This window comes from Chromobacterium phragmitis, from assembly GCF_003325475.1.
In the GTDB taxonomy this organism is placed as follows: domain Bacteria; phylum Pseudomonadota; class Gammaproteobacteria; order Burkholderiales; family Chromobacteriaceae; genus Chromobacterium; species Chromobacterium phragmitis.
Window position 1 is genome coordinate 4,557,397 of record NZ_CP029495.1, and the last position, 19,371, is coordinate 4,576,767.

Genomic DNA, 19,371 nt, shown 5'->3' on the forward strand with positions numbered 1-19,371 from the left:
GTGTTCTCAGGCGATGAGCGCTTCCGCTTCGGGCAGACGTAGTTGGCCGGAAATCAGGCGGGGAAGTAGCGTGTCGCGCAGGCTGGCAAGAGTTTGGGCTTGCTGCTGACTATCGGCAACCTTTGCAAGCAGCGGCGCAATAACCTTATGGAATGCGGACATTACTGCATCAGTTGGCACAATACAGTTCAAACCAGCTACGACTTCCGGACGTACCGCCGGATACGCGGCGCCGTCCGCCACATGCGCTAGATGTTCAATGCTGAAGTCTGCTGTCGCGGCAAGATAGACAAATTCGGTATTTTGAGCACACTTTGGCCGGAGCACAGCAAAACCGGTACTTGCTGTCAAATTGCTGGCTGGCTGATGGATGAAAGCAAACGAGCGGTTACCTGGGCGCACCGTGCCGACAATCGTATCTCCATCACGCAATACCCGACGGGCACGACTTGGTGCCTCATCAAATGGATATTCGGTAATGGCCGCGATTTCATTTTCTTTGGCATTGGCTAGGTCGATATAAGCCACGGAATCGGGATGCTTCTTCGCCGTCCATGATTCGGGATTGAGCGTAGACAAATCGGTCAGCGAACCCGCACGCCACCCCCTCGGCACCAAGCCCAGCTCCGACTCCTCAAACCCATCCGGAAACAGCGCCGCCGTGGCATCAATCATGCCCTCCGGGGCGCGGCCTTCCATTTTGGCGCGCACGGGGTCGAAATCGACAAACCAGGACTTGAACAAGGCTTGGGCGATGGCTTCCAGCGTGGCGTTGGTTTCGCGCAGTAGGGTGATGCGGTCGTCGAGTGTGCTTAGATACTCAGCTATCACTCGTTGCTCTTTCAAAGGTGGCACGGGGATAGAAAGAGACTTCAAAACAGAGAGGTTAATAAGTGGAATCGTGGAGCCTGTATTCCGACTCTGAATGGTCTGCACCATCGCTGGCGAAGCAAACCAGTAAAAAGCGAAAGTAGGGTCAATTTTTTCACTATCGAGCCTTGCTCTTAACTGCTTATTCGAAATGATATATTTCTGGTACTTAGCGTCTTTGGGAATGATTCCAACCTGTCCAATCGTACCCGCTGCTGTAAAAATCAGGTCACCTGCAACCGCTTCGCATGCCGTGAATTCTTTGGCTTTCTCTTCAGTCAGAAAAACAAACCCATTATCGTTGAACCTGTCCATTCCTGTCGTTAGGTTATTACCTCGGATGACAGGTACACCAGACTCGACAAAGAATCTCTTACCAATATTGGAACCAAACGGGCCAGAAACAACAGACCGACCAACCGCCTTCACATCATCAAGAATCGACCAATACCACCCATTTGGCAGTTCAGAGTCAAAACTCATACCCCAGCCCCCCCAGCTTCAGTCGAATCAAGGCATCCAGTTCTGCCCCCTTGGCCATCTGCTCGCCCAGCTTCTCGGTGAGTTGCTGCATCTTGTCGGCAAAGGCGTCGTCATCATCTTCCACTTCTTCCGCGCCGACATAGCGGCCCGGCGTCAGCACATGGCCATGCTCGGCAATCTCGGCAAGTTTGACGCTGCGGCAGTAGCCGGGGATGTCTTGATACTCGCCAGCCTCGGCCTCGCCACGCCAGGCGGCGACGGTCTGGGCGATGCGCTCTATCGTGTTGTCGGTCAGCTCGGCCTGCACCCGCGAAATCATCGTCCCCAGCTTGCGCGCGTCGATGAACAACACTTCACCCTGGCGGGCGGTTTTCTGCTTGGACAGGAACCACAGGCAGGCGGGAATCTGGGTGTTGAAGAACAGCTGGCCGGGCAAGGCAATCATCACTTCCACCACGTCGGCGTCCACCATGGCGGCGCGGATGGCGCCTTCGTTGTTCTGGCTGGAGGACATGCTGCCATTGGCCAGTACGATGCCGGCGCGGCCATTTTGCTTGAGGTGGTGCAGCATGTGCTGCAGCCAGGCGTAGTTGGCGTTGCCCTGCGGCGGCGTGCCGTACTCCCAGCGCGGGTCGCCTTCCAGGCTGCCGTGCCACCAGTCGCTGATATTGAACGGCGGGTTGGCCAGGATGAAGTCGGCGCGCAGGTCCGGGTGCTGGTTGCGGGTGAAGGTGTCGCCGGGTTCGCGGCCCAGGTTGTAGTCTATGCCGCGAATGGCCAGGTTCATCGCCGCCAGACGCCAGGTGGTGGGGTTGGATTCCTGGCCGTAGATGGAGACGTCGCCCAGCTTGCCGCCGTGCGCCTCGATGAACTTTTCCGACTGCACGAACATGCCGCCGGAGCCGCAGCAGGGGTCATACACCTTGCCGTGGTGCGGCGCCAGCACGGCCACCAGGGTCTTGACGATGGAGGCAGGGGTGTAGAACTGGCCGCCCTTCTTGCCCTCGGCGCTGGCGAACTGGCCGAGGAAGTATTCGTAGACTTGGCCCAGCACGTCGCGCGCCTGGCTGGCGTCCTCGCCAAAACCAATCGTGGATATCAAATCCACCAGCTCGCCCAGCTTGCCATCCGGCAATTGGGCGCGCGCGTAGCGCTTGTCCAGAATGCCCTTGAGTTTGGGGTTTTCGCCCTCGATTTCGGCCAGCGCATTATCCACCCGCTTGCCGATGTCGGTTTGCTTGGCCGCGGCGCGCAAGTTTTCCCAACGGGACGCTTCCGGCACCCAGAAGACGTTCACCGCCGTGTAGTAGTCGCGGTCGTCCAGCTCTTCCGCCAGCAGCTCATCATCGCAATCGTGCAGGAAGTATTCGTCGCTTTCGTCGGCGAAACGCTTCTTCAGTTCGGCCTGCCGGGCGGCGAAGGTGTCGGAGATGTACTTGAGGAAGATAAGGCCAAGGACGAGGTGCTTGTATTCGGCGGCATCCATATTGGCGCGCAGCTTGTCAGCCGCGGCCCAGAGGGTTTTCTTGATATCGTCAAGCATGGGTATGGGTATTTCCGTTCAAAAATCGCAGGAACACGCGGCGCATGCCCGCATCAGCATTCAATAGGCCGCTATTTTACGCTATATGGGATTTCACCGGGCGACGGGATGCGAGGATGGCGCCTTGAGGCGTCCAGATGAAAGGCGAACGATATATTGCGCCTGACCTCCTCCCGCAAAAACGTAGCGGCGAAAAGTAGAGATTTCTGGCAAATTCAAACCCATCCGGGCAGGCGATTTGTCATGAAAAATCGAAGTTCACCAAAACAAATTGCCTTCGCGTTGCGCCAGGCCTCGGCACCACCGTCGCCGAGGCCTGCCTCAAGATAGGTGTCTCCGAAGCCACCTTCTACAACTGGAAGAAGAAATACGGCGGCCTGGGCGTCAGCGAACTACGCCGCCTGAAACAACTGGAAGAAGAGAATGCCCGCCTCAAGCGCATGGTCGCCGACCTGAGCCCGGACAAGCCGATGCTGCAGGAAGTCATCCAAAAAAAGCTGTGAGGCCGGCCCGCAAACGCGAGTTGGCCAACGTCCTGATCAACGCGTACCGCGTCAGCATCCGTCGCGCCACCGCAGTCATTCAACTGCGGCAAGCTACCTATTTTTATCGCTCTCACCCTCGAGGCGATCGTGCGGAGCGGCAGCGAATCCGCGAGATCGCCACGCGTATTCGTTATGGCGCGCGCCGCATCCACGCCCTGCTGCGGCGCGAGGGCTGGCAGATCAATCACAAGAAGGCCTACCGGATCTACTGCGAAGAAGGGCTGAACCTGCGGCGCAAACGGCCCAAGCGGCGAGTGGCGGCCGCGCACCGGCAAGCCCGGCCGGCGGTCTCCAGTTTGAATGCCTGCTGGAGCATGGATTTCGTGGCCGATCCGCTGTTCAACGGCCAGAAAATCCGGGCCTTGACTGTAGTGGATAATTTTCAACAGCGCCCCTTCACCACAACACGGCCCCACACAACAAGCCAAATTCCGACAAAATTAATGTGAAAAGTCAAACGACAATAAGGTCAATTACATTAGAAACACATACTATGTAGAATTTTGCCGCGCAAATTTTCTTAAACCTTCGCAATAAGAAAGTCATAAAATGCTGCAAAAACTGGAAAACGCCTATCTGGCGATTCTGCGCTTCGTCACCCTTCTGGTTGCCGGCGCTCTGCTGATCGCCGCGGTCGTAATGGCCATCAACTCGCTGCGCGGCGGCGCCAATGAGCCTGAGCAGGCCAAGCTGGAACCCAAGGTCAGCGCGGAGCAGATTCTACAGGCCATCTCGCCGGAGGCATCGCCCAACAAGGACGCAGCCAAGAAAGAACCTGAAACCGCGGACCCGCTTGCCCACGACTATCAACGGACCGCGAAAGCCATCAGCCGCTTTATCGACAAGACCCATCCTGGACTCGGCCCTCTGGATCAGGACAGCCTGCTGGGCGCGCTGCACTCCCGCAGCGAAGCGCTGAAGAAGCCCGAGCACGCGCCTGCCTTCGTCAAAGGCATGGCAGACACCATGGAGAAGCTGTTCGCCGCCCCGGCTGCGGCCAAGGCGGTGAAGGCACAGGATCCGTTCGATTTCATCAATGGCGCGCTGGATCATTACACCGAGCAATTTGAAAACCAGGCGGACGCCATTGAAGTGAAAAATGCCGAACGCATGGCGAACTACCAGCAAGAGCAAGCCGACAGCGCCAAAAATCTTTATTTCGCCGCCGCCTGCTTCGGCGCCTTTCTGCTGATCGTATTCCAGTCCATCATCATCCGCATCGAACGCAATCTGCGCTGCCTGGAAAGGCTGCCCAAGCCTGCGGAAGAGGAAAAGCGCGAGGGAAAGAATCTGTCTCCCGCCGCCAGCCAAGCCTGATGGATGCAACGTCCTCTTGAGGCCAGCGCGCCCATGCGCAATGGACGCGCTACGGATGGCCGACAAGCCTTGACCCGCCAGGGAGAGGTTTGAAAACCCATGCCAGTGGGCAATGAAAAGGGCGGCCTGAAGCCGCCCTTTTCATTCTTCCGGCCGCCGGCCGGTTACCGCTCAACGTCGCCTGCCCGCCTGCCATAGCACATCCGGCACGCCGCTTTCGCGATTAAGATAACGCGCCAGCACGAACAGAAAATCGGACAGCCGGTTCAGATAGCGGCGCAGCGCCTGGGAAACCTCATCCTCCCGGGCCAGCGCCACGACGGAGCGTTCGGCCCTCCGGCAGACCGAACGCGCCTGATGCGCCAGCGCCGCGCCGCGCGAACCGCCCGGCAGGATGAACTCCTTGAGCGGCCCCAACTCCTCGTTCATGAAGGAAACCAAGCCCTCCAACGCCTGCACGTGGCTATCGGCGATGGCGCCATAGCCGGGGACGGCGAGCTCGGAACCCAAGTCGAACAAGTCATGCTGAATCTCGGCCAGCCACTCCGCCATAGGCTTAGGCGGCGCTTCCGCCAGCAAAACGCCGATCACGGAATTGAGCTCGTCGACATCGCCCAGAGCTTGGATGCGGACGCAATCCTTGGCTACGCGGCTGCCGTCGCCCAAACCGGTAGAACCGTCGTCTCCGGTCCGAGTGACAATGGCGGACAAACGATCACTCATTTCCGCCCTCCTCCGGTTTGCGCACGCCACCGTTGTCGCTCAGCGCCTGGCGCAGGCTTTCCTTCAAGGCGTCGCCAAACAGCATCTCGTAGTCCTCTTTCAACTGATGCATCATGCCGGAAAGCATCTGCTTGGCCTGCACCTCTATCGCGTCTTGCAGCCACAACGATAGTTCTACCTTCATCCGCGGCAGCATCTGCTCATACAAAGAATTGAACAGCGCCTGCTCATCCAGGCCGCCTTGCGGCGACGGCTTGCCTCCGGCCGCGGCGGACGACATGGCCGCCACCTTCAACACCGAGACTTCTGCGGTCGCATCGTTCTGCATCCGGGAGGTCTGAGGCTCCGCCAATGCCTGCGGCTCGGGTTGCGTCGCCGCCGGAGTCGACACGCCTCGACCCAACAGCCCGGACAACGCCGGCAAATCCTCGTCCTCCAGCGGAGCAGGCTGCGGCACCGCATCGTACAAGTCTTGCACCACGTCATCGACAGCCATCGGCTGCGGCCCTACCGCCACATCGTCCTGCTCAGCGAACGATGCCGCCGCCTCTTCCCGAATGCCGGAATCCGCATCGACATCGGGCTCAGGCTCTGCTTCCGACACAACCGGAAGCGCTCCCGACTCCGGACTGGACTCGACTGCGTCCGCCGTCAATGGCGGCAGTCCGGTCATCGCCTCTTCTTCGACAAACGACTCGGCAAGCTCTTCGGAAAACGCCGACTCTCCTTCCGCTGCCGCATCCCCATCCGCCCCAGACGCAAACCCGCTCGCCGGCGCCTCCTCTGGCTCCCCGTCCAGACTCGGCGCAAGCGCGCCTTCCAATTCGACAGATGGCGCCTCAGCCACTTCCGGCTGCGGCACAGACTCGCCATCCGTCAACATGTTGGCATCCGCGTCGACCACAGGCTCCGGCTGAAGCGCCGGCCCGATCGGGAAGTCCTCCCTCTCCGGCATAGGCTCAACCACGGCCTCCGGCGCGATGAAAACCTCTTCCGCCAATGGCAAAGACTCGGCTGCGGCCTCCTCTTCGGCGACCGACATGGCAGCCTCGCCCTCCGACGATGCCAATTCGCCTTCCGCGAGACTGCCGAAATGCTCGCCCGCTCCCAGCCCGATGTCGATTTCAAGACCAGCCTCAGCCCTCTGCGCAGCCTCGTCTTCCAATTCGGCCGACGGCGCAGCGACCTCTTCCACTGGCGGCACGGACTCGCTCTCCGTCAGCATGCTGAAATCTGCGTCAACAACAGGTTCCGGCTCCGACGCAACCGGGAATGCCCCAATCCCCGGCTCAAGCTCGATGATGGGATCAGATTCGACAGACGACACGGGGGCCTCTTCCCCCTGCGGCCCCGGCTCGCCCTCCATCAACACACTGAAATCGCCGTCAACCGTCGAAGCTGGATCAAGCTCCGGCATTGCAGGGAGAGTCTCGATCTCCAGCGCAGCCTCGACCTCTTCCGCCTGCGCCGACTCTCCCGCCTCTGCCGCAGGCTCGATCCCATCCGCCGGCAAAACAGGCGCGCCCCCCGGCAACTCTCGGGGCTCCGCCACCCTTTCCGGCTCGACGAACCGCCCGGCCGAGGCCCGCTCCGCCGATGCGTGGAGGTCGATGTCAGCCGCAAGCTCCGGCGCCATCCCGTCAAGCTCGGCATCGATGCAGCCCGGCATATCTGTCTGTTCCGGCACCGGCTCCGCACTGCCTAATGGCGGCCCGGGCTCGATCAACGGCATATCGGGATCCACCGGAAGCTCCGCCTCGGCAACGCCTTTCGCCTGTTCAGCCGCCCCCTCTGCCATGGACTCGGCGCAGATATCGGGCACTGTCGGCATGGCGGCTTCGTCCACCAGCGGCGACTCCGCCGCCAGTTCGGCGTATAGCTGGGCCTCCGCATGCTCCATGCCCGACGCCTCGGACAAATCATTCAGGACCGCGCCCACTGCCGTCTCCTGCGACGCCTGAGCAGTGGCCGGCGTCTCTTCGGCCGAAGACTGGACTGATTCCGGCGGCGTCATGCCAAAGGCTTCCGCCTCGGCGCGATTGGCCGCAGCCTGCTTGGCCCGTTCCTCGGCCAGCACGCGCTCCGCCTCGGCGATCATCTCCTTGACCGTCGGTTTCGGAGGCTCTGCGGGCGGTTGTTGCGACGGCAAATTGGACAGCCACTCCAGCCCGCTGGAGGGAGCGGGCTCTCTGCCGACGCCGCCGCCGAGCACGCCGCTGGGCAGGCTGTCCAGGGAAATGGAAGTAAAGCCGGCCGACTCGGATTCGGTGGACGCGGCCTGCGGCTCAGGCTGCTCGGCGACCTCGGCGGAGCCCCCCGAAGAAGCGGCCATCTCGCTATCCGTCGGCTCGCTCGCCGGCAGACTGGACTCGAACGTCGCCGCCGGCCCCACGCTCTCAGTCAAAAGCGGGGAAGGCGACTCCGGCGCCAGTTCGCTGGCCGCCTCCACCACATCGCCCCAGCTGATCTCTGCCCCGGTTTCCGCAGCCGGCTCCGGCACCTCCTGCGGCGTTTCTTCCCGGACTTGCAACTCGGCTCGCGCCATCAGCGCCGCCAAACCATCGGCTTCCCCGGCTTGCGGCTCGGCGCGCGGCTCCAGCACGAAATCCAGGCCCTCCGCACCGGCCAGCGAGTCGGCATCAGACAATTCCAGCGACGGCAAATTGCTGAAGTCGAGGCCGCCGGCCGCATCCGCGGAGGAATCCGCCGGTTTGGACGTCGCCAGCAACTCGTCCAGCGTCAGCTCGGGAATTTCCAGCTCGGGCTCTGCGCCGCCTTCGTGCTCCAGCTGCGCGGCCAGCGTATCCAATTCGGATGAGAAATCGAATTCGGGAACCTCGACAGGCGCTTCCGCCTCAGCCTCCTCGGCCAAGGTCGGCACCGCCTGCTCCTCCACCACTTCAGTCAGGATCGGCAGATTGAGGCCGCTCCAATCAGGCTCGCCGGCTTTCTGCGACTCAGTCATGGCGTTTGGCTCATGTCGTGATGTTCGATCTCGCAGCCCTGCTCGCGGTAGGCGCGAAAGCGCTCGCGAGCGGTGGACAGCGACTCGGGGTCGCGCCCCACTATTTCCAGAATGCGCTCAAACCTGCCGATTTCATAGGGCAAATGCGGCCCCAGGTTCAACAGGACGGGATGGGACAAGCCGTCCGGCAGGCTTGCGGCAAGCCATACCGGGGTCTCAGCCGCCTCCGGCGCCCCGAGCCGGCAATGCGGCACGAAGCGGGTATCGCCGAAACTCCACAAGCGGTTGCTGAACACCTCCACGCTGCGCTCGCTCTCCAGCCAGATCAGCAACCGTTCCTTCTTGCGCTGCACCGTGTCCGCCAACCGGCAGGCAAAGGCCTGCGGGTCGGAGACATTGGTATAAAAATCAATCTTGGTCATCTTCCGCCACTTCGGGCGCTTCGCGGCGCGGGCGGCCGCGGCGAACCACGTTGCCCAGCGCGATGTCGGCGCGGTCTTGCAAGAACTGAACCAGGAGCGGCACGGGACGCGCGGTGGCGCCCTTGTCCTTGCCGCCCTTCCAGGCAGTGCCGGCGATGTCCAGGTGAGCCCAATCGTATGCCTTGGCGAAACGCGACAGGAAGCAGGCCGCGGTGACGCTGCCGCCCGGGCGGCCGCCGATATTGGCCATATCGGCGAACGGACTCTTCAACTGCTCCTGATATTCATCCCACAGCGGCATGTGCCAAGCGCGGTCGGCGACTTCCTCGCCGGCGGCCAGCAGCTCGCGCGCCAGGCTGTCCTGATTGCTGTATAGGGCCGTGGCGATGTGGCCCAGCGCGATCACGCAGGCGCCGGTCAGCGTGGCTACGTCGATCACGGTGGCCGGGCCGAAACGCTCGGCGTAGGTCAGCGCGTCGCACAGGATCAGCCGGCCTTCGGCGTCGGTATTGAGAACTTCAATGGTCTGGCCGGACATCGAGGTGACGATGTCGCCCGGCTTCACCGCGTTGCCGGCCGGCATGTTCTCGCAGGTGGGAACGATGGCGATGATGTTGAGCGGCAGATTCATTTCCACCGCGGCGCGGAAGGCGCCCAGCACCGTGGCGGCGCCGCACATGTCGTACTTCATCTCGTCCATGCCTTCGCCCGGCTTCAGCGAGATGCCGCCGGAATCGAAAGTGATGCCCTTGCCCACCAACACGATGGGCCTGTCTTCCTTGTTTTTGGCGCCGCTGTGCTTCAGCACGATCAAGCGCGCCTCTTCCACGCTGCCCTTGGCGACGGACAGGAAAGAATGCATGCCCAATTCAGCGATCTCCGCCGGCCCCAGCAGCTCAGCCTCCGAACCGAAAGCCTCGGCCACCTTGCGCGCTTCCTCTGCCAGATAGCTCGGCGTGCAGACATTGCCCGGCAGATTGCCCAGATCCTTGGCCAGCCGCATGCCGTTGCCGATGGCCGTGCCTCGCTGCAGGCCCTTTTCGCCGTCGGCCAAATCGCTGCGGCGCGGCACGGCCAGCGTCAGCTTGCGCGGCTCTCGCACCGATTCGTCCTGCTTGCTCTTGAAGCGGTCGAAGCGATACAGCGCGTCCAGCGTCACCACGGCGGCTTGCTCCACCATCCACTCGACATCGTGCTTTTTGACGGTCAATTCGGACAGGTAGCTGACGGCCTCCGACGCCGAGGTCTGCGTCAGCGCCCTGACCGATGCGCGCACGGCTTCGCGATATTCCTTGGCGCGGAAATCCCTTTCCTTGCCCAGGCCAACCAGCATCACCCTGTCGCACAGGGTATGCGGCACCGAATGCAGCACCAGCGTGCTGCCCAGCTTTCCCTCCATGTCGCCGTGGCGGATCACGTCGCTGATGAAGCCGTTGGAAATGCGATCGAGCAAATCGGCGGCAAAAGTCAGCTTGCGCGATTCATACACGCCGACTATCACGCAGGCGACGCGCTGCTTCTCCGGGCTCCCGCTTTTTATGTTAAATTCCATAGGTACTCCGCTGTAGAACGAGTGTCGTCGCTCACCTCATGACGGCCGTCTAAGCTAGGGTCAGACGGACGGCTACGCCGCCGGTGAACGCAGGATTGTTGTATTGGTCCAAATTTGCCGGAATTGGCGCTTCAGAATTGTCTCATCGAATTATCACAATGCTTTTCACAAAAAGTCAAAAAGGCACTGAATAAATGGTTTTTCAAAAAAGCCTGACACGGGAATTGACTTTAACCGCGCTGGGCGTATTCATCGTGCTCCTCGCCATCATCGTTTCCACCCAGGCCATCAATCTGCTGGGGCGGGCGGCCGAGGGCCAGATCGCCAACGAGGCGGTAGCCGCGCTGATCGGTTTCTGGACATTGGGATTTTTCCCGGTGCTGATGATCCTGACCGTGTTCGTCAGCGTGCTGGTAGTGTTCACCCGCGCCTGGCGCGATCATGAAATGGTGGTCTGGCTGTCTTCCGGCCTGTCGCTGCGCGACTGGATCTGGCCGATCATGCGCTTTACCCTGCCGCTGGCCGTGCTGGTGGCGGGCGTCACCTTGTTCGTCGGCCCCTGGGCGGACCAGCGCAGCCAGGACTACGCGGAAATCATCAAGCGCCGCGAAGAGATCTCGGCGATTTCGCCCGGCGTGTTCAAAGAATCGGCATCGTCGAGCAAAGTGTATTTCATTGAAAATTATTCGGGTTTGCACAGCGCCGCCACCAATATTTTCATGCAGGACATGACTGAAGGAAAAGTCAGCACCATTTTCGCCAAGCGCGGTTATATCTCGATCAAACCCGACGGAGAGCGCGTGCTGGTATTGGAAGACGGCAAGCGTTATGTCGGCGAACCTGGCCAGGCGGATTACCAAATAGGCGAATTCAAGCGTTATACCGCGAGCCTGGGCGACAGCCAGGTGGCGACCGGTCCCGCCAGCAACCGGCAATCCATCCCCACCCGCGCGTTGATAGCAGGCAGCGGCAACCCGGAATATCGCGCGGAGCTGGCCTGGCGGCTATCCATGCCATTCAGCTGCATTTTCCTGGCGCTTCTGGCGCTGCCGCTGTCTTATTACAATCCGCGCAGCGGCCACACCTACAACCTGCTGTTCGCGCTGCTGGCCTTTTTCCTCTACCAGAACGGCCTGACCCTGACCCGCAACTGGGTGGGCCAGGACAAGGTGGGCGTCTGGGCCGTGGCCCTGGTGCATGCGCTGATGCTTGCGGCCGCGCTGCTGCTGCTCAAACACCGCGACCGGCCGCAAGCGCCGTTCTCCCAATCCATGCGCCTGATGTTCAGCAAAAAACGCTAAGCCTGCTTCGATGAAACTCATACACCGCTATATCGTCAGCACGCTGACCCAGTCCACGCTGTTCACCCTGCTGGCGCTGCTGGGCCTGTACGGCTTTTTCGACCTGCTGGGCGAAGTGCCGTCGCTGGGCACCGGCAGCTACACCGCAGGCGTGATGGCCACCTACGTGGCGCTGCTGATCCCAGGCCACGCCTATGAGCTGATGCCGTTGGCCGTGCTGATAGGCGGCATGGTGGCGATGACTCAGCTGGCCAGCTCCAGCGAATACACGGTGATCCGCACCTCCGGCGTCACGCTGCGCCAGATCGCCGCCACCTTGCTCAAATTCGGCCTTGGCTTCGCGGTGGTCACCATCCTGCTGGGCGAGTTCGCCGCGCCATGGGCGATGCAGGAAGCCGAACGCACCAAACTGACTGCCACCCACTCCATCGTCGCCAAGGAGTTCCGCTCCGGCACTTGGGTAAAGGACAACCAGAACTTCATCAATGTGCACGAAATGCTGCCGGACAATACCCTGCTCGGCATTCGCATCTACACTTACGATCAGGATTTCAAGTTGGTGCGCATCCGCATGGCGGAGCGCGGCACGTTCTCCAAACAAAACCGCAGCTGGAAGCTGGAAAACGTCAAGGAAACCGTGCTGGCCGGCGACCATGCCGCCAGCGCCGCTTACCCGACGCTGCAATGGAAGTCCATCGTCGAGCCGGAAATCCTGTCCGTGCTGCTGGTGGTGCCGGAACAAATGTCGGCGCACAACCTGCTCACCTACATCGAACACCTGAAGAAAAACAAACAACAGACCCAGCGCTATGAAATCGCGCTGTGGAGCAAGCTGTTCTATCCGCTGGCCTGCATCTCGATGGCGCTGGTGGCGCTGGCGTTCACTCCGCAGCAGCGGCGCCACGGACAGCTGGGCATCAAGCTGTTCGCCGGCATCTGCCTGGGCGTCAGCTTCCACTTCGTGAATCGTCTGTTCGGCCACCTGGGCCTGTTGTACGACTGGAACGCCATCCTGTCGGCCACGCTGCCCACGCTGATCTTCCTGCTGGGCGGCATCGCCATCATCGCGAAACAGGAGAGGCGCTGACATGACGCTTGCGGCCACTTCCCTGCAACACTGGCGCCAGGCGCTGGCCGACAAGCGACAACAACTGGCCGACGCCTACCATGCCAATCGCGATGCGCCGGCCTTCCTTCGCCGCTACAGCCAGGCGGTGGACGAAACGCTGGCCGCGCTGTGGCGCGAGCAAGGCCTGAACGAAGCGGCCGCGCTCGCCGCCGTGGGCGGCTACGGTCGCGGCCAGCTCTTTCCCAGTTCTGATGTCGACATTCTGATCCTGCTGCCCGACCCCACCCCTGCGGAAATCAAGGACAAGGTCAGCCACTTCATCGGCCTGATGTGGGACATCGGGCTGGAGATCGGCCACAGCGTGCGCACGCTGGACGAATGCCTGCGCGAGGCGGCCGGCGACATCACGATAGAAACCAATTTGCTGGAAAACCGGTTGGTGGCTGGTCCCGCCATACCCTGGCGCGAGATGATGGCCAAGCTGGAAGCGCAACGCGACCCTCTGGCCTTTTTCGAGGGCAAGACGCGGGAGCAGCAACAGCGCCACACTCGCCATTTCGGCGTCAGCAACAATCTGGAGCCCAACCTGAAGGAAAGCCCAGGCGGCCTGCGCGATCTGCACACGATATTGTGGATCAGCAAGGCCGCCGGCCTGGGCGACAATTGGGACTCGCTAGTCCGCCGCGGCATCCTGACCTTGGCCGAGGCCCGGCTGATCAAACACAGCGAGGAAGAGTTGCAGAAGCTGCGCATCGATCTGCACCTGCTGGCCCGCCGCCGCGAAGACCGCCTGATCTTCGACCTGCAGCAACAGGTGGCGCAGGCCTGGGGCCTGGCCGACACGCCGGCCAAGCGCGCCAGCGAGCAGCTTATGCAACTCTACTTCCGCGCCGCCAAGACGGTGAACCAGCTCAACGGCATCCTGCTGCCCAATTTGCGCGGCCGCATCTATTGCCAGGTGCCGCGCGTCACCCAGCACATCAACGAATACTTCCATGCGGTCAACGGCATGCTGGGCATCCGCGAGGTCCACGTCTTCGACAAGCACCCGCATGCGATGCTGGAAGCCTTCCTCACCCTGCAGCGCCATCCGGAGCTGTCCGGCTTCGCGCCGCGGATGTTGCGCGCGTTGTGGCACGGCCGCAGCCAGATCAACGACGATTTTCGCCGCGATCCGCGCAACCGCGCCACCTTCATGCAGATATTCCGCGAGCCGGCCGGCCTGACCCGCACGCTCAGGCGCATGAACCTGTACGGCATCCTGGGCCAGTACCTGCCCAACTTCGGCCAGATCGTCGGCCAGATGCAGCATGACCTGTTCCACGTGTACACCGTGGACGAGCACATCCTGATGGTGGTGCGCAATCTGCGCCGCTTCGCCATCAGCGCCTACAACCACGAATATCCGTTCCTGTCGCGGCTGATCAATGATTTCGAACGGCCGGAGGCATTGTACCTGGCCGGCCTGTTCCACGACATCGCCAAGGGCCGCGGCGGCGACCACTCCCAGCTAGGCATCGCCGACGCCGAAGCCTTCTGCCGCGATCACGGCCTGAGCGACGAGGACACCCAGCTGGTGGGCTGGCTGGTGGGCCAGCACCTGACCATGTCCAGCATCGCGCAAAAGCAGGACATCTACGACCCGGAAACCGTGCAGCGCTTCGCCGAGCTGGCGCAAACCCCGCGCCGGCTGGCCGCGCTTTACCTGCTGACCGTGGCCGACATCCGCGGCACCAGCCCCAAGGTATGGAACACCTGGAAAGCCAAGCTGCTGGAAGATCTGTACCACGCCACGCTGCGCGTGCTGTCTCGCGGCGGCGAAATCGACCTCGCCTCCGAGCTGGAGGCGCGCAAGAACCAGGCGCGCGCCCAACTGCGGCTGCACGCGATACCGGACGGCGCCGAGGCCGGGCTGTGGGCGCAGCTCGACACCGTCTACTTCCTGCGCCACGAAGCCAAGGAAATCGCCTGGCACGCCCGCGTGCTCAATCGCCAGCTGGCGCCGGACGCGCCGCAGGTGCGCGCGCGGCTGGCCGACGACCACGAAGGCCTGCAAGTGCTGATCTATTCGCCGGACAAGCCGGAGCTGTTCGCCCGCGCCTGCGCCTTTTTCGGACGCACCAACTACAGCATCGCCGACGCCAAGGTCTACACCACCCGCCACGGCTACGCGCTGGACACTTTCCATGTCTTCGTCCCCGAGCATCACGATGGCGACTACCGCGACATGATCAACTTCATCGAATTCGAGCTGGCCGCGGCCCTGGCCGCCGACAAACCCTTGCAGCTGCCGCCGCAAGGCCGGATCAGCCGCCACCTCAAGCACTTCCCCATCACGCCGCAGGTCTCCATCCGTCCAGACGACAAGGACAACTATTTCATCCTGTCCATCGTCGCCGGCGATCGCCCCGGCCTCCTGGCGCGCATCGCCAAGGTGTTGGCCGATTACCGGCTCAGCGTGCAATCGGCCAAGATCATGACGCTGGGCGGCCGCGCCGAGGACTCCTTCCTGATTTCGGGCGGCGCGCTGAAGGACGACAAGACCACGCTCTCGCTGGAGGCCGCGCTGATCGCCGCGCTAAGGGTATAAATTATCGTTGGAACATTTCATGTCAAACGATAATATTGCATTGCACAATGCAAGGAGCATGACATGAGCGATATCCTGCGCGACATCCCCGACCAGATCGAAAGCGAACGCCTGACACTCCGCAGCCCGATGCCGGGAGACGCCCCATCGTCTACGCCGCCGTCAGCGCCTCGCTGGCGCAGCTGCGCGCCTTCCCCGCCTCCATGCCGTGGGCGCTGGAGGAGCCATCGATCGAGACCTCCGAATCCTTTTGCCGCCAGAGCCGCGTCGACTACCTGGCCCGCAAAGGGCTTCCCATGCTGCTGTTCTTGAAGGACGGCGGCCATTTCGTCGGCGCCTGCGGCCTGCACCAGCTCTCGTGGCGGCACCGGCAGGCGCACATCGGCTACTGGGCCCATCGCGACTGGCAGGGACGGGGCCTGATCGGCGAGGCCGCGCGCGCGGTATGCGATTTCGCCCGCCAAGAACTCGGCTTGCGCCGCATCGCCTGCCTGGCCGACGCGCAAAACCTGGCCAGCCGCCGGGTGGCCGAACGCGCCGGCTTCGCGCTGGAAGGCATCATGCGCAATGAGCGCATCGCGCCGGACGGCTTCCCGCGCGATACCGCGCTATACGCCCTGATCAACTAAATCGCAGGATCCGACGATGAAATCTCATCAACTCAGCCAACCCGCCGCCCACCTGCGCTATCACGACATTCCCGGCCACGGCGCGCCGCTGATCATGCTGCATGGCCTGGGCTGCGCCTCCTCATTCGACTATCCGCGCCTGCTGTCCGAACCCGGCCTGGCCGGCCGGCGCGCCTTGCTCGTCGACCTGCTGGGCTTCGGCTTCAGCGATAAGCCCGATGATTTCAACTACGCGCCGGATGCCCAGGCGCGAACGCTGGCGGAGTGGATCGCGCGGCTGGAGCTGCGCGAATTCGACCTGTTCGGCCACAGCATGGGCGGCAGCATCGCCATCGAGCTCGCGACGCTGCTTCCGGAGCAGGTCCGGCGCCTGGTATTGGCCGAACCCAATCTGGACAGCGGCGGCGGCGTTTACAGCCGCGCGCTGGCCGTCCAGGATGAGCGGGATTATATCGTCTGCGGGCACGCCGACATCGTCGCCGCCTTCCGCGGCCACAATCCAGCCTGGGCTGGCAGCATGGCCGTCGCCTCGCCGCTCGCCGTGCACCGGGCCGCCAAAGGGCTGATCCAAGGCGGCGCCGTCAGCTGGCGCGAACAACTGCTGGCGCTGGCCATGCCGCGCTGCGTGATTTTCGGCGAGCGCTCGCTGCCGGACCCGGACGCCGATGGCTTGCCCAAACACGCCATCGCCACCCGCATCGTCGCCGATGCAGGCCATTCGCTGGCGTGGGACAATCCGGCCGGACTGGCGGCGGCGATTGCGGCGTCGCTCGATTAGGAATGATTCTTTGACCATTAACTGAGACGGCGCTATGCTGCGAGTCTGACATTACGTTAACGTAAGTTAATCATGCTCTACTTCGAAGACCTGCAGCCAGGCCAGCGTTTTCTCAGCGCCGGCTACACGCTGAGCGAAGAAGAAATCATCTCCTTCGCCCGCCAGTTCGACCCGCAGCCTTTCCACACCGATCCGGAAACGGCGCGGCAAACCTTCTTCAACGGACTGGCCGCCAGCGGCTGGCACACCAGCAGCCTGTCGATGAGACTGGTGGCGGAGTCCGAACTGGGGCGCGCGGCCAATGGCCTGATCGGCATGCAGATCGACAAGATGCGCTGGCCGCAGCCGACACGCGCCGGCGACACGCTGCGAGTGGAAGTGGAAGTGCTGGAAAAGCGCCGTTCTGGCAGCCAGCCCGGATTCGGCGTAGTCAAGGTGAAATGGACCACCCGCAATCAGGACGATGCGATAGCGATGCAGCTGGAATGCGCGATCTGGCTGCAATGCCGCTCCTCGCTGCCAACCGAAACCCAACCCGCCGCCGCGGCTCGGCATGAACGCCGAGCCATTCAGACGCAAAACGGCTGAGCCCGTCTTTTCGCCCGCGCCGCGCCATGCGGCGCACCGGCTCCGCGCGACTATTTGCCGCCGACTCCATCGCCCATGCCGGGAAAGTAGCGCTGAAAGATCGCGCGGTACTCTCCGCTCTGCTTGAACTGGCGCAGAGTCCGGGAGAACGCCGCCACTGTCTTGGGGCTGACCGTGCGCCTGCTGAAGATCAGGTATAACGCGTCCTCCTTCAGCACCGCGCCCGGCAACGCCGCGATCTGCTCGCCGCCGGGAATCCTGAAACGCTCCTGCGCGCCGTTGGCCTGGCTGGCCACGACATAATCGACGCGGCCCGCCAGCAGCTTGCGGAAGTTGGCGTCGTCGTCCACCGCTTCCTCATAGTCGTTGTCGCGCCTCACCGCGGCCCAGAAGTCGGGGGAGACCGCCGCGCCGCGCACCACGCCCACCAGGCGTCCCTTCAGATCAGCCAATGAGTGGTAAGCCAGCCGATTCAGATTGTCGCGCCGCACGAACAACAGCCAGCGATCCTGCGCCAATGGTTCGTCCGGATAATAGCAATGCGCCTCTCGCTCCGCGTTCCGAAAGGCCGAAAACAAGCCATCGTTCTGTCCGGAGTAGGCCATGCTTTGCGCTCGCGCCCAAGGATACTGGCGGATCTCCACCGGCTGCCCCATCAGATCGAAAACGCGCCTGATCACCTCGACGCTAAAACCCGGAGCCTGCTGCTCGTTGACCGTCTCATAAGGCGCCCACTCATCGGTGCCCAGCTGCAAGGCGGCGGCCAAGCAGGCCGCCCCGGCCATGCCGATCGCAGCGCCCAACAGCCAGCATCCAATACGCGGCATCGCATTCTCCCGCCCAAAACGGGAGCGAGCCCACCGGCAATGCGGGGACCGGCATCGGACAGCGCTACGCTCCGTGCTTCATCATAGTTCGCACACGAAACAACAACCCCGTTAACCGCCGCCGCAACAAAAACCCCGCTGCCGCGGGGTTGCGCTCCATCCAGACAAAAATATCCGGCTTCAGCGGTAGACCTGGATCATCTCGACATCGCGCAGCGCGGCCAGCGCGCTGCCGCCTGCGTAGCTGACCGAGGACTGCAAGTCTTCCTGCAGTTCGCGCAGCAGCTTGGGAATGCTGCCCTTGTATTCGACCAGGATCTTCTTGCCTTCGACGTTGACATAGGCGCCCTTGTTGAACTGCGAGGCGCTGCCGAAGTATTCCTTGTAGTGCTTGCCGGCGATTTCTACGATGTCGCCGGCCGATTCGTCGTAGCCGGCGAACAGCGAACCCGCCATCACCATGGTCGCGCCGCAGACCAGCGCCTTGGCGATATCGCCGTGCTCAACGATGCCGCCGTCGGCGATCACCGGAATGCTCACCGCGCCCACACAGTCGCGCACGGTGGAGACCATCGGACGGTGGAAGCCGGTCTTGTTCTTGGTGATGCAGACTCGGCCGCCGGCGATGCCAGCCTTGATCGCGTCGCAGCCCCAGATTTCCAGGTCGCGCGCGGCCTCGGCGGTGGCGACGTTGCCGCCGATCAGGAAGGTATTCGGGAAATGCTGCTTGATGTGCTTGATCATGCGCTCCGCCTTCACGCACCAGGCGTTGGCGATGTCCAGCGTCATGTATTCGGGACTTAGGCCGGCGGCTTTCAGCGCGTCCAGCTGCTCGTAGGTGTCGTCGTTGACGCCGACGCTGATCGACGCGAACAGACCTTGCTCCTGCATGTAGCGGGTGAAGGCGACCGCGTCGACATTGAAGCGGTGCAGCGTGTAGAACCAGCCTTCGCGGGCGAACAGCTCGCAGGTCTCGGCCGACACCACCGACTTCATATTGGACGGGTAGACCGGCATCGCGAAGCGGCGCGGGCCGAATTGCACAGAGGTGTCGCACTCCTTGCGGCTGTCCACCACGGTTTTCTTCGGCACCAGATATACGTCGCCGTAGTTGAGTTCGGTCTTGATCATGCGTGTGCTCCCACAAAAACAGGTTTGGATGAAAAAAA

At 62.4% G+C, this 19,371-nt stretch carries 15 protein-coding genes and 1 pseudogene; 8 read left to right on the plus strand and 8 right to left on the minus strand.

The window, feature by feature from the left end; all coding sequences use genetic code 11:
* Nucleotides 1-6: 6 nt before the first annotated feature.
* Both DK842_RS21555 and DK842_RS21560 read right to left on the minus strand, forming a co-directional pair.
* A complete protein-coding gene (locus tag DK842_RS21555) occupies nt 7-1,353 on the minus strand; it encodes a restriction endonuclease subunit S (protein WP_114063326.1) in 1,347 nt (448 codons plus the stop codon).
* Complete coding sequence (locus DK842_RS21560; protein ID WP_114063327.1) at nt 1,343-2,896, minus strand: class I SAM-dependent DNA methyltransferase; 1,554 nt, start codon at nt 2,894-2,896, stop codon at nt 1,343-1,345. Before DK842_RS21560 ends, DK842_RS21555 begins: the two co-directional genes overlap by 11 nt.
* A gap of 243 nt (nt 2,897-3,139) precedes the next feature.
* Between DK842_RS21560 and DK842_RS24025 the strand changes: the two are divergent.
* Both DK842_RS24025 and DK842_RS21575 read left to right on the plus strand, forming a co-directional pair.
* Nucleotides 3,140-3,830, plus strand: a pseudogene (locus DK842_RS24025) (transposase); the annotation flags it as partial.
* Nucleotides 3,831-3,990: 160 nt separating this feature from the next.
* Nucleotides 3,991-4,758: a hypothetical protein gene (locus tag DK842_RS21575; RefSeq protein WP_114063329.1), complete on the plus strand. Its 768-nt coding sequence runs from the start codon at nt 3,991-3,993 to the stop codon at nt 4,756-4,758.
* Nucleotides 4,759-4,929: 171 nt separating this feature from the next.
* Here the strand turns inward: DK842_RS21575 and DK842_RS21580 are convergent, their stop codons facing one another.
* Genes DK842_RS21580 through DK842_RS21595 form a run of 4 tightly spaced genes read right to left on the minus strand, consistent with a single transcriptional unit; the run spans nt 4,930 to nt 10,420 of the window.
* Complete coding sequence (locus tag DK842_RS21580; RefSeq protein ID WP_114063330.1) at nt 4,930-5,481, minus strand: cob(I)yrinic acid a,c-diamide adenosyltransferase; 552 nt, start codon at nt 5,479-5,481, stop codon at nt 4,930-4,932.
* Entirely contained in the window at nt 5,474-8,446 is a 2,973-nt protein-coding gene (locus DK842_RS21585; protein ID WP_114063331.1) for a hypothetical protein, read from the minus strand. Before DK842_RS21585 ends, DK842_RS21580 begins: the two co-directional genes overlap by 8 nt.
* Entirely contained in the window at nt 8,443-8,868 is a 426-nt protein-coding gene (locus DK842_RS21590; protein ID WP_114063332.1) for a DNA polymerase III subunit chi, read from the minus strand. Before DK842_RS21590 ends, DK842_RS21585 begins: the two co-directional genes overlap by 4 nt.
* The gene (locus DK842_RS21595; protein ID WP_114063333.1) at nt 8,855-10,420 is read right to left on the minus strand and encodes a leucyl aminopeptidase; all 1,566 of its coding nucleotides are present in this window, start codon (nt 10,418-10,420) and stop codon (nt 8,855-8,857) included. Before DK842_RS21595 ends, DK842_RS21590 begins: the two co-directional genes overlap by 14 nt.
* A gap of 194 nt (nt 10,421-10,614) precedes the next feature.
* Here DK842_RS21595 and lptF point away from each other — a divergent pair, with 194 nt between their 5' ends.
* The 6 genes from lptF (at nt 10,615) to DK842_RS21625 (ending at nt 17,375) form a co-directional block, all read left to right on the plus strand.
* On the plus strand, nt 10,615-11,721 hold the full coding sequence (gene lptF, locus DK842_RS21600) for an LPS export ABC transporter permease LptF (protein ID WP_114063334.1): 1,107 nt from the start codon (nt 10,615-10,617) through the stop codon (nt 11,719-11,721).
* Between the two features lie 10 nt (nt 11,722-11,731).
* Entirely contained in the window at nt 11,732-12,808 is a 1,077-nt protein-coding gene (lptG, locus tag DK842_RS21605) for an LPS export ABC transporter permease LptG (protein WP_114063335.1), read from the plus strand.
* 1 nt (nt 12,809) lies between these two features.
* Nucleotides 12,810-15,380, plus strand: coding sequence for a [protein-PII] uridylyltransferase (locus DK842_RS21610; protein WP_114063336.1), 2,571 nt, complete (start codon nt 12,810-12,812; stop codon nt 15,378-15,380).
* Nucleotides 15,381-15,562: 182 nt separating this feature from the next.
* A complete protein-coding gene (locus DK842_RS21615; protein WP_269779803.1) occupies nt 15,563-16,009 on the plus strand; it encodes a GNAT family N-acetyltransferase in 447 nt (148 codons plus the stop codon).
* A gap of 16 nt (nt 16,010-16,025) precedes the next feature.
* Nucleotides 16,026-16,787, plus strand: a complete 762-nt coding sequence (locus tag DK842_RS21620) for an alpha/beta fold hydrolase (protein WP_114063338.1) — start codon at nt 16,026-16,028, stop codon at nt 16,785-16,787.
* 72 nt (nt 16,788-16,859) lie between these two features.
* Nucleotides 16,860-17,375 carry a MaoC family dehydratase gene (locus DK842_RS21625; RefSeq protein ID WP_114063339.1) on the plus strand — a complete coding sequence of 172 codons (516 nt, stop codon included), beginning with the start codon at nt 16,860-16,862 and terminating at the stop codon, nt 17,373-17,375.
* Nucleotides 17,376-17,425: 50 nt separating this feature from the next.
* On the opposite strand, the gene DK842_RS21630 is transcribed toward DK842_RS21625, so the two are convergent.
* Both DK842_RS21630 and DK842_RS21635 read right to left on the minus strand, forming a co-directional pair.
* Entirely contained in the window at nt 17,426-18,202 is a 777-nt protein-coding gene (locus tag DK842_RS21630; protein ID WP_114063340.1) for a substrate-binding periplasmic protein, read from the minus strand.
* A gap of 180 nt (nt 18,203-18,382) precedes the next feature.
* Nucleotides 18,383-19,333, minus strand: coding sequence for a GMP reductase (locus DK842_RS21635; RefSeq protein WP_114063341.1), 951 nt, complete (start codon nt 19,331-19,333; stop codon nt 18,383-18,385).
* Between the last annotated feature and the right edge of the window lie 38 nt (nt 19,334-19,371).